This window comes from Mesorhizobium silamurunense, assembly GCF_014843825.1.
GTDB classification, from domain to species: Bacteria; Pseudomonadota; Alphaproteobacteria; order Rhizobiales; family Rhizobiaceae; genus Mesorhizobium; species Mesorhizobium silamurunense.
Genome location: NZ_JHQR01000404.1, coordinates 1 through 3039 on the forward strand (window position 1 = coordinate 1; position 3039 = coordinate 3039).

The window sequence follows — 3039 nt, forward strand, 5'->3', positions numbered from 1 at the left end:
AGCGGCTCGGTCACGCCCATCTGCGGGCCGCGGGCCTCGAGCGGCACCTCTTCGCCGAACTGCGCTGCGATGCGCGCGCCCCAGGCGCCGGCGGTATTGAGCAGGCACTCGGCAGCGAATGACCCTTTTGAAGTGGCGACAAGGAAACCAGAACCGGTGTGCCTGATCGTCCCGATCTCGGCTCCCTCGACGATTTTCGCGCCCAGCTTGCGGGCAGCCTCGGCAAAGGCCGGCGCGATCAGCCGCGGATTGCCGCTGCCATCATGCGGTGAAAACGACGCCGCGATCGCGTCTGGGCCAAGGCCGGGAAAACGCGTTTGAATCTCACGTGGGCTGAGCTCCTCCAGCTCGAGTCCCCAGGGTCGCGCCGCCTCGGCATAGGCGCGCATGTCGGCGAGACCGCCTTCATCGAAGATCAGGCGAATATGACCGGTGGCGCGAAATTCCACATCGCGGCCCAGCATCTTCTCGGCCCCGGCCCATAGCCTGAGCGAGCGGTGGGCCAGCGGAAGCTGGGACAGATGACGCCCCGTGCGCCGGATGTTGCCGAAGGACGCGACGGTTGCCCCGGCACCGACGCGGTTGCGTTCGATCAGCGTCACGCGTGCGCCGCGCCTGGCAAGGAAACAGGCCGAGGCAGTCCCCATCAGCCCGCCGCCCAGCACGATCACATCCATTGCGGCCCCTTGCAAACAGCAAACGATCCTCGAAGCTTCGATCTTGTCCACGCAGCGGCATTGCGTCAAAGATGGGTTTGGACAAAAGCCATAAGCTTTACCTATGGAGTGGCAATGCGGGCGCGGCAGCTCGAAGTGTTCATCGCCGTCATGCGCGCGGGTACCGTGACCGCAGCGGCGCGGATGCTGAACATTTCCCAGCCTGCGCTCAGCCAGGTTCTGCTTCACACCGAGGACGAACTCGGCTTCACGTTGTTCGAACGGGTGAAGGGCCGGCTACGTCCGACTCCAGAGGCCCTGGAGATATTCCCCGATGCCGAGAGGCTGTCAGCAGGGCTCGATGGGCTGCGCCGCAAGACCACGGATCTGCGTCTCGGCCGGGCGGGGCTGGTGCGGGTCGCGGCTTCGCCGCCGCCGGCCATGGCGATATTGCCTCGCGCGTTCACCAAATTCCGGGCGCAGCATCCCAACATATTGCTGCGTTCCCATAGCGCGCCGATCGCTGCGATCGTCGACATGCTGCGCGCGGGCGATGCCAGCCTCGGCGTGGCCATGGACGACCGCCTGCCTCCCGACATCGAGGCCGAAGTGATCGGCAGCATAGGCTTCGCGTGTCTGCTGCCCGCCAAGCATGCGTTGGCCAGGAAAACCGAGCCGACGCTTGCCGACCTCGCCGGGGAAGAGTTGATATCCTATCGCGGAAACACCCGTCCCGCCGACGAGCTGGCTCACGCGGCCCGCGCGCAAGGTGTGGCGCTTTCGCCGTCGCTCGAGATCGACGCATCCATCTCCGCGGTCGGGTTTGTCCAGGCCGGTCTCGGCATCGCTCTCGTCGACGCGCTGCTGCCGTGGCAGCAATTTGCAGGGCTTGTCGTCAGGCCGCTCGCGGCGGGACCGGAATTTCCGATTGCACTGCTTACTTCGCGCGCACGAGCCCTTTCGCGGGCCGATGAGATGATGCGCGATGAAATCCGCGCGGCCTGTTCCGCCGTTCTTGGTGAACGTCGCGCCAAAGCATAAGCAAAACTTATATCCTCGCTCATCATCCATCTTGGACCCGGGCCAACCGGTCGTGCCAGCTTCGGTTGGCAGACAGGAAGGGACGCATCATGGACGGAGCCATCGCGACGGACGAGGCGCGGAACGCAGCCGACTGGAAAGTCGGCGTCGACATCGGCGGGACATTTATCGATTTCTGCGCGCTCGAAGCCCGTTCCGGACGCGTCGCCTCGCTGAAAGTGCTGACGACGCCGGAGGACCCGGGCGCCGAGTTGATGACGGGTCTCACCCTTCTGGCCGAGCGCGAAGGCTTTGATCCCACCCATATGACGCGCTTCGTGCACGGCACGACGGTCGGCATCAACACCATCATCCAGCGCAAGGGCGCGCCGCTCGCGCTGTTCACCAATGCCGGCTTCGAGGACGTGATCGAACTCGCGCGGCTTCGCATGCCGGATATGTATTCGCTGTTTTGCTCCCGGCCGGACCCGCTGATCGCCCGCGACATGGTGTTCGGCATTCCGGCTCGCATGCGCGCCGATGGCAGTGAATCGCAGGCGCCGGACATGGCGGCGGTGGAGAGGGCGGTGGCAGTGGCGAAGGCGAACGATGCGCAAGGCATCATCGTGTCCTTCCTCCATGCCTGGCGCAACGCCGCGCAGGAAGCCTCGGTCAAAGCACAGATCGCCCGTCTTGAACCGGACCTCTTCGTCTTCACCTCGGCCGAGGTGTGGCCGGTCATCCGCGAATACGAGCGTAGCTCGACCGCCATCCTCAACGGCTACGTCCATCCGCGCGTCTCAGGCTATCTGACGGCACTGGAAGAGCGCCTGAAAAGCCGCGGCGTGCCGGCCCGCCCGATGCTGACGAAGTCGAATGGCGGATTGATGAACGCTGCCGAAGGCAAGCGCGCCTGCGTGAACATGCTGCTGTCGGGAACGGCCTCCGGGGTCATCGGTGCGTCGTGGCTGGCGCGTCAGGCCGGAGAGGACAAGGTCCTTACTCTCGATATCGGCGGGACCTCCGCCGACTTCGCGCTCATCATCGACGGCGAGCCGCAGTTCGGGACCGGCGAGTTGATTGGCGAGTTTCCGCTCCATATCCCATCCGTGTCGGTGAGTTCGATCGGCGTCGGCGGCGGCTCGATCGCCAGCGTCGACGCGCAGGGTGTGTTGCGGATCGGACCGGAGTCGGCCGGCTCGACGCCTGGACCGGCATGCTACGGCCGTGGCGGCGAGCAGGCGACGGTGACGGACGCCATGGTGGTGTGCGGATGGCTCGGTCACAGCGAAATGGCCTATGGCCAGCTCAGGATCGATACCGGCATGGCGCGTCGCGCGGTCGGCGAGCTTGCCGCGCGGCT

3 protein-coding genes are annotated in these 3039 nt (G+C 65.6%); 2 read left to right on the forward strand and 1 reads right to left on the reverse strand.

Translation table 11 applies throughout. The features are described 5' to 3' along the window. Positions 1-677: NAD(P)/FAD-dependent oxidoreductase (locus DH10_RS35005; protein WP_192385889.1), on the reverse strand; the 677-nt coding region annotated here is incomplete at its 3' end. Between the two features lie 114 nt (positions 678-791). On the opposite strand from DH10_RS35005, the gene DH10_RS35010 reads away from it, so the two are divergent. Both DH10_RS35010 and DH10_RS35015 read left to right on the forward strand, forming a co-directional pair. After that, positions 792-1697, forward strand: a complete 906-nt coding sequence (locus DH10_RS35010; RefSeq protein ID WP_192247216.1) for a LysR family transcriptional regulator — start codon at positions 792-794, stop codon at positions 1695-1697. A gap of 89 nt (positions 1698-1786) precedes the next feature. After that, positions 1787-3039: hydantoinase/oxoprolinase family protein (locus tag DH10_RS35015; RefSeq protein ID WP_192385890.1), on the forward strand; the 1253-nt coding region annotated here is incomplete at its 3' end.

Bases quoted from the DNA above. Each gene is read 5' to 3' on its own strand.
- DH10_RS35010 (WP_192247216.1), top strand. From the start codon at position 792: ATGCGGGCGCGGCAGCTCGAAGTGTTCATCGCCGTCATGCGCGCGGGT.